Annotated in this window: 3 protein-coding genes; all 3 read right to left on the reverse strand. The window is 36.9% G+C overall.

Going from position 1 to position 7,938, the window contains the following annotated elements:
• Entirely contained in the window at positions 1-1,401 is a 1,401-nt protein-coding gene (locus CXF85_RS07965) for a sigma-54-dependent transcriptional regulator (protein WP_101227997.1), read from the reverse strand.
• A gap of 158 nt (positions 1,402-1,559) precedes the next feature.
• The gene (gene pyrD / locus CXF85_RS07970) at positions 1,560-2,570 is read right to left on the reverse strand and encodes a quinone-dependent dihydroorotate dehydrogenase (RefSeq protein ID WP_101227998.1); all 1,011 of its coding nucleotides are present in this window, start codon (positions 2,568-2,570) and stop codon (positions 1,560-1,562) included.
• Between the two features lie 130 nt (positions 2,571-2,700).
• The gene (locus CXF85_RS07975; protein ID WP_101227999.1) at positions 2,701-7,566 is read right to left on the reverse strand and encodes an NAD-glutamate dehydrogenase; all 4,866 of its coding nucleotides are present in this window, start codon (positions 7,564-7,566) and stop codon (positions 2,701-2,703) included.
• Positions 7,567-7,938: the final 372 nt, after the last annotated feature.

Here is a 7,938-nt window from a genome sequence, read left to right on the forward strand (position 1 = left end):
TTATACCGTTATGTCATGCTTGTCTATGCGTCGATACAATGAAGATTTAGTCAAACCGAGCAATATTGCCGCCTGAGGAATATTATCATTTGCCTTTAACAGGGCTTGTTTAATTAACAGCACTTCAGCTTTTTCTAATGTCATAAAAGGTAATTCGACTTGCTCACTTTTTTCATCGCAACCATGCTTATTATTAGCGTAATGTTGGTTACGTAGTGGTAAATCATCAACCGTGATTTGACTGTGTTGACATAACAATACCGCACGTTCAATAAGATGACTCAATTCACGAATATTACCCGGCCAGTGATAAGCCAATAAGGCCTTTTCTGCTTCCAGCGCAAGCAGACAATTATCTAATTTATATTTAGTAATAAATTTATCAATGAAAAATTGTGCGAGCGGTACAATATCATCTCGGCGGTCAGCTAAACGAGGTAAATGAAATTCTAAGGTATTCAATCGATAATAAAGATCTTCTCTAAATTGTTCCTCACGAATAAGCGTAGCAATATTACCGTTAGTGGCTGATATCAAACGAATATTACTTTGGATAGTGTTACTTGAGCCAAGTACTTCAAACTCGCCATTTTCTAATACTCTCAAAAGCTTCGCTTGTTGAGATAGAGGTATATTGGCTATTTCATCAAGAAATAAAGTGCCATTTTCTGCTAATTCGAACCGGCCAATACGTGATTCTTTGGCGTCAGTAAAAGCGCCTTTTTTATGGCCAAACATTTCACTTTCAAAGAGGTTTTCAGCAATAGCCCCCATATTAACGTTAATTAAACTTTCATCCTTACGTATTGAATGCTGATGAATATAAAACGCTAAGTCACTTTTACCGGTACCGTTATCCCCAGTAAGTAAGATATTAACATCGGTGTGAGCGACTGTTTTAATTTGTTGTAATAAGCTGAGCATACATGGCGAGCGCCATTGATAATTTGAAGAGAATTTAGGTTTACTATTTAATTGCTGTTTAAGTTTGGCATTTTGTTGTTGTAAATCTGTTAGTGATAGCTGTTGTTCAATGATATGTAATAGTTGCCTATTTTTCCATGGCTTCTCAATGAAATCGCTAACACCAAGCTTCATCGCTTTAACCACTAAATCAACATTAGACCAGGCGGTCATAGCAATAATAGGTACATTACTATTACTTGTCTGAAACCAAGTAAGAAAATCGAGCCCTTCTTCACCTGAAGTAGTATCTAAAGTAAAGTTCATGTCTAACAAAACTAAAGCAATATTATGTTGTTTTAACATCACCTGCGCGACTTGTGGGTTATCTGCTTCAATGACAGTATAACGATGATCTTCAAGCAGCAGCGCTAAGCTTAAACGTATATCACTACGATCATCAATCACTAAAATATTAGTTACTTTACTATTCCTCATAAAATCCTTTTCTTATTTACGTCAAACACTTGAAACGAACATCCAGCGCTAAAATTTGAAGCTGACATTGTAGACTAGGTTATTCAAAGACGTCATTGTTCTTCTTAATCACTATGATTCATATGTAACAGATGAATCATAGTGTAATAGGAGTTGGCTTATAAACCGTTCACTATTTCTTTAACAAGTGGTGGTCCTTGATAAATAAAGCCTGTGTATACTTGTACTAAGCTAGCACCCGCTTGAAGTTTTTCATTAGCATCATCACTGGATGCGATACCACCGACACCAATAATGGGTAATTTATTATCAAGGGCTTCACTTAATAGCTTAATGACTAGTGTGCTTTTTTCTTTAACCGGTTGGCCACTCAAGCCGCCTTGTTCATCACCAAATTCAAGCCCTTCAACACCTTCACGAGATAACGTTGTATTAGTGGCAATAACGCCATCAATGCCATTATCAATTAAAGATTTAGCGATAGACTTCACTTCTTCTTCATTTAAGTCAGGAGCGATTTTAACGGCTAGCGGTATATACTTACCGTATTTTTCGGTAAGGATACCCTGCTCAGCTTTCAATGCAGACAATAGTTCATCTAGCGCATCACCATATTGTAATGAACGTAAGCCAGGAGTATTTGGCGAAGATATATTCACTGTAATGTATGTCGCTAAGTCATAGACTTTTCGCATGCAGTGAATGTAATCATCTTTAGCATTCTCATCAGGTGTGTCTTTATTCTTACCAATATTAATGCCAAGAACACCTTTGAAATTTGCGGCTTGTACTTGTGATACTAAGTAATCAACACCTTTATTATTAAAACCCATACGATTAATTACTGCGTTTGCAGACGGTAATCTAAATATACGTGGTTTATCATTACCCGGTTGTGGACGTGGTGTTATGGTACCCACTTCAACAAAACCAAAGCCCATCGCAGCAAAGGCATTTATGCACTCACCGTTTTTATCAAGGCCTGCAGCTAAACCGACTGGGTTAGGAAAATTAATCCCCATAACCGTTACAGGTTTATCTTGTACTTGTTGTTTATAGAAAACATTAAGTGGAGATTTCCCCGTGCTTTTTAAGCCCTTAATAGTCAACTCATGAATGGTTTCAGCGTCAAACTGAAAAAGTACTTTACGAATGGCTGGATAAAACATAATGCCTCGACTTGCAAATAATAAAAATAAAAAATCCCCGCGTGGCGAGGATTTTATCAGTTAAAGCTAGTATTACAATATGCTAACTCTGTTTGACCAAAATAAACTTACTTCATCGTTGTTTCGATGATTATTTTGCCGAAACTGGCTGGCAATTTAAGCTTAATAACATTAATTCACGTAACGCTACTGAAAATTTTGCGAAATCATGAGATTGGCCCACTTTAAAGTCAGCTAAAATGTGCTTCCAGCGTTCAAGTGGTTGCTCATTGGTATCAATCCATTCAGTTAATAACTGCTCTAAATCAGCAAATTGTGCGTCACATTGACAACGTAAAACAACCGAAGTTAATGAACGTTGCTGCCAATCTAACTCTTCTCTAAATGATGCACGAGCAAGTGCTTGCCAATGGTTTGCAACTGGCTGACGAGTAATTTGGTCTAAGAACCAATGTAACTCTAGGCGCGCTCCAAGTTTAAAGTACAATCTTGCCGCTTGTTCAACAGTACAACTATTTTCATGGGTAATTTCAGCAATATCCATTGTTGAAAATAACGTACTTAATTGAGAAAGTCGTGTAGCAATGACTGTTGGTACACCAGACTCAACTAAATCATTAGCTACTCGCTCTAAGGATTCAATTTCATCACTGACCATAAAGTTGCCTAACTGCTCAGACAAAATTGCAAACGTTGGTTGATACAAAGCAATTGACTCAGCAATTGAAAGTGATTTATTGCGATGACGTAAGAACCAACGCGTAACACGACGAACCGTACGGCGATATTGAAATAACATCTCCGTTTGAATAGCCGTAGAGATTTGATTATCTAATACTTCAATTTGATTCCAAAACTCGCCTAGCTCAAATACAGCACTGGCAATAGTATAACAATTCGCTATTTCAGCAATACTTGCGCCTGTTTCTTCTTGCATGCGGTTGACAAAATTAAAGCCCATATCATTACCAATTTTATTGGCAAGTTTTGTCGCTATAATTTCAGCACGTAATGGATGCAGTTGCATTTCATTTTGATATTTTTCACGTAACTGTCTAGGGAACGCTTCAATAAGCAAACTGTTATGGTAAGGGTTATCAGTAATTTCAACGTGTACTAAATCATCCTTAAGCACCATTTTGCTATAAGCAAGTAAAACAGAAAGTTCCGGACGGGTAAGCCCTTTACCTTGTGCTAATCTATCCGCAATTTCTTCATCATCTGGAATAAATTCTAAACCACGATTTAGTTTTCCAGCTCTTTCAAGCTCGTGAATAAAGCGTACTTGTTCTTTTAACTGATTCACACCACGCATTGCTGTAATAGACAATGAATGTGTTTGGCGATAACAATCTTCAATGACAATATCACCTACTTCATCTGTCATATCATGAAGAAGTTTATTACGCTGCTTAACAGTTAAATCACCATTTTGTACTAAAGTATTTAGTAATATCTTGATGTTAACTTCATTATCTGAACAATCAACACCACCGGCGTTATCAACAGCATCAGTATTGATACGACCACCGTTGGCAGCATATTCAATACGGCCTAATTGCGTTAAACCTAAGTTACCACCTTCACCGACAACTTTGGCTTGTAGATCCGCACCATTGATACGTAAAGTATCGTTAGCTCTATCGCCAACTTCTAAGTGTGTTTCTTTACTACCTTTAACATAAGTACCAATACCACCATTCCAAAGTAAATCTACTTTCATGGATAATAGCGCTTGCATTAAATCAGTAGGTGCCATGCTCTGCTTTTGTGTACCAATCATTTTCTTTATTTCAGGTGTTAATTTGATTGATTTCACGTGACGGCTGAAGATGCCACCACCTTGAGAGATTAGCTCTTTGTTATAATCTTCCCAAGAACAACCTGGAAGGTTAAATAAACGTTCACGTTCTGGGTAAGAAGTAGCGGCTTCAGGGCTTGGGTCTATGAAAATATGCATATGGTTGAATGCAGCTTGTAAACGAATGTGCTTTGATAACAACATGCCATTACCAAATACATCACCCGCCATATCACCAATAGCAAGACAAGTGAAATCAGTGCTTTGACAATCGACATCCATTTCTCTGAAGTGACGTTTAACTGACTCCCACGCACCTTTGGCGGTAATACCCATGGCTTTATGGTCATAACCAACACTACCACCTGAGGCAAAAGCATCGCCTAACCAGAAGTTGTATTCATCAGAAATAGCATTAGCGACATCAGAGAAGGTTGCGGTACCTTTATCAGCAGCAACAACTAAATAAGCATCATCTTCATCTAAACGTATTACATCTTTTGGCGGAACAACTTCACCAGCAACAATATTATCCGTGATATCTAATAACGCACGAATAAAGGTACGGTAACACTCTTTACCGGCTTCAAATATTTCTTGACGAGAGCCTTTTGGTAGCTGCTTACAAACAAAACCACCTTTAGCACCAACAGGAACAATAACACTATTTTTAACTTGTTGAGCTTTAACTAAACCGAGTACTTCAGTACGGAAATCTTCACTTCTATCTGACCAGCGTAAACCACCACGGGCAACTTTACCGCCACGTAAATGAACACCTTCAATTTGTGGAGAATAAACAAATATCTCAAATTTAGGTACTGGTTGAGGCATTTCACTGATTAGTTCAGGTAGTATCTTAAATGAGATGTAAGATTTATCACCTTTAACTGGGTCTGGTTGGAAATAGTTAGTACGGATCGTTGCATTGATCATTTCAACGAAACGACGAATGATACGGTCATCATCCAAGTTGGCAACGTTATCAAGTGAACTTTCAATTTCAGCTAACAACTTGGTCGTTGCTTTTTCTTTCGCGCTTGCAGTTGACTTACTTTTTGGATCGAAACGTAAAGTAAACAAGTTGATTAGTAATTTAGCAATCTCTGGATAGCGCGAGAAGGTGTTTTCAATGTAACTTTGACTAAATCGACCACCGATTTGACGCTCATACTTAGCAAAAGCACGTAAAACAGAAACAGCACGTCCTTCAATACCAGCACCTAAAATAAGACGGTTAAAACCATCATCTTCTAAATCACCATGCCATACTTTTGCGAAAGCATCTTGGAAAAGTGTACGAACTTTATAAACATCAAAGTCACCTTCACCCGTTAGGAACATAGAAAAATCTAATATCCAGCTTGTTTCTTCTTCAGTGGTGGTGATTGAATATGGACGTTCACCGATTACGCGAAGACCAAAGTTTTCCAGCATAGGCAATACATCACTTAAGTGAATTGGTTCGCCTTTATGGAATAACTTTAATTTTACAAAACGGCTGTCAGATTTTTCTTCTACTGGCTGATAGAAAAGCATTTCTAAATCATTATCAGCACTAATATTTTCAAGCTTTTCGATATCTACAATGGCAGAGCCAGGTAATACTTCGTCTTTATAAGCTTGTGGGAATTTAACATACTTACGGCTTAATGCTTTCGCTGCTGCTTCACCGCGGTTAGCGCCCAAAGCGCTGACTAATTTATCGTCCCAATTACGGGCTGCATCATTTAAATTCTTTTCTATTTCTTTCACGTCGATATCTGCTTTCGTTGAGTTCACTCGAACAATGTAATGGGTTCTCGCATGAACCGATTCTGAGAAGAAGGTAGTGAATTCAACTTCTTCATTACTATTAAATACGTCTTGTAATAATTTTTGCGTATCCATACGTAACTGAGTGTTATAACGTTCTCTTGGTACATAAACCATGCAAGAGTAAAAACGATCAAAGGCATCACGACGAACAAATAAACCGGTGTAATCACGTTCCTGCATCTGTAAGATGCCAGTTACATTATGTAGTAACTCTTCAACAGAAGACTGTAAGATTTCATCTCTTGGATACGTTTCTAATATATTGATTAGCGTTTTATAGTTATGAGTACCCTTTGCAAAAGCAGACGCTTCGCAAACAGCCATGACTTTAGAATTAATAAAAGGTAAATCTAATGCGCTATTGGTGTAATAAGCAGAGCCAAAAAGCCCAATAAAACGCTCTTCACCAACAACATTACCTTTATCATCAAAACGCTTAACGCCAATATAATCTAATTGAGCTGGACGATGAACGCGAGAGTTCGAATTGGTTTTAGTTAACACAAGATGATTTTGACCCAGTGCGATTTCACGCCCTGTTTCGCTTAAGCTTGAAACTAATCGAGATTTTGAACCTTGTGAGTTTTTCATCAAACCAAGGCTAGATTCAACATCTGCTTCTAACGAGATATCGCCCTTAACCGCTTTGACATTGTATGAACGATAGCCCATTAGGGTAAAGTTATTAGCGGCGATCCAGTTTAAGAAGCTTAAAGTATCTTCTTTATGTTCTTTGGTGCCTGGATATTTAGCTTTTTTAACATCAACAATAACCTTGTTTAAACAAGATAACATCGGTTGCCAATCGCTAACCGTTAAGCGAATATCTTCAACTACTGAGAGTAAAGTACTTTTAATTAGTTCTAATTCGTCTTGACTTGATTGACGGTCAATCTCAATTAAGAAAACAGTTTCTTCCGCGCTCGCTTTTATTTTATTATCTACAATCGGCGCTAATTCAGTCACCTCATGTTTTTTATCACGAACAATTTTAAGCGGAGCATTTAACATTAAATGCGGCGATAAACCTAATCGGTTTAAAGCTATACGGATAGAATCCACTAAAAATGGCATATCCTGAATAATCACTTCGATAATAGTATGACTAGACTTCCAGCCATTTTTACTTACCGATGGGTTGAAAACATGAATTACAGGAGCATCATCTTTATGTTCGTTAAGTGAGCTCCATAAACTAAGCACCGCACCATACATATCACTTTCATTACGGTGATCGAGGTCTAAAGATGACATATTTCCATAAAGTAAGTGGGCAAACTGCTCTACTAAAGGAGCTGTTTTACCGTCTACTTTCTGCTGGATTATTTTTGCAACATTGCTAAGTATAACCGAGGGTGAACCGTTTACTAATGCCATGGTGTTTCCTTTTCCTTTTAAAAAGAAAGCTTGAAATAACTGAGTTTTGGTTTTTATAAATATTCCGCTTTTGAGCTCAAGGCGTCAAAATTATAATATTTATTTTTTATTTTTTATTTATTTTATCTATCACAATAGACTAATAAGTGAATTTTATGAATAAATTTAGGCTTTTGCGAGTGTTTTTTTGTATTTTAGTTAGTTAATTTTCAACAGGTAGATCAGTAATTGAACCGTTTAATTTACAGTTAACACTTTTTATGCAGTTATCATAAATAGATACTGGTTAAACGGCTTTTTTACCGTTTATTTATGCAATAAATTCAAGTAACTTTTATTTAATTTGAGCAAAAAAAAAGGAATTAATTATAA

The sequence above is a fragment of the Colwellia sp. 75C3 genome (genome assembly GCF_002836255.1).
Lineage (GTDB): Bacteria > Pseudomonadota > Gammaproteobacteria > Enterobacterales > Alteromonadaceae > Colwellia.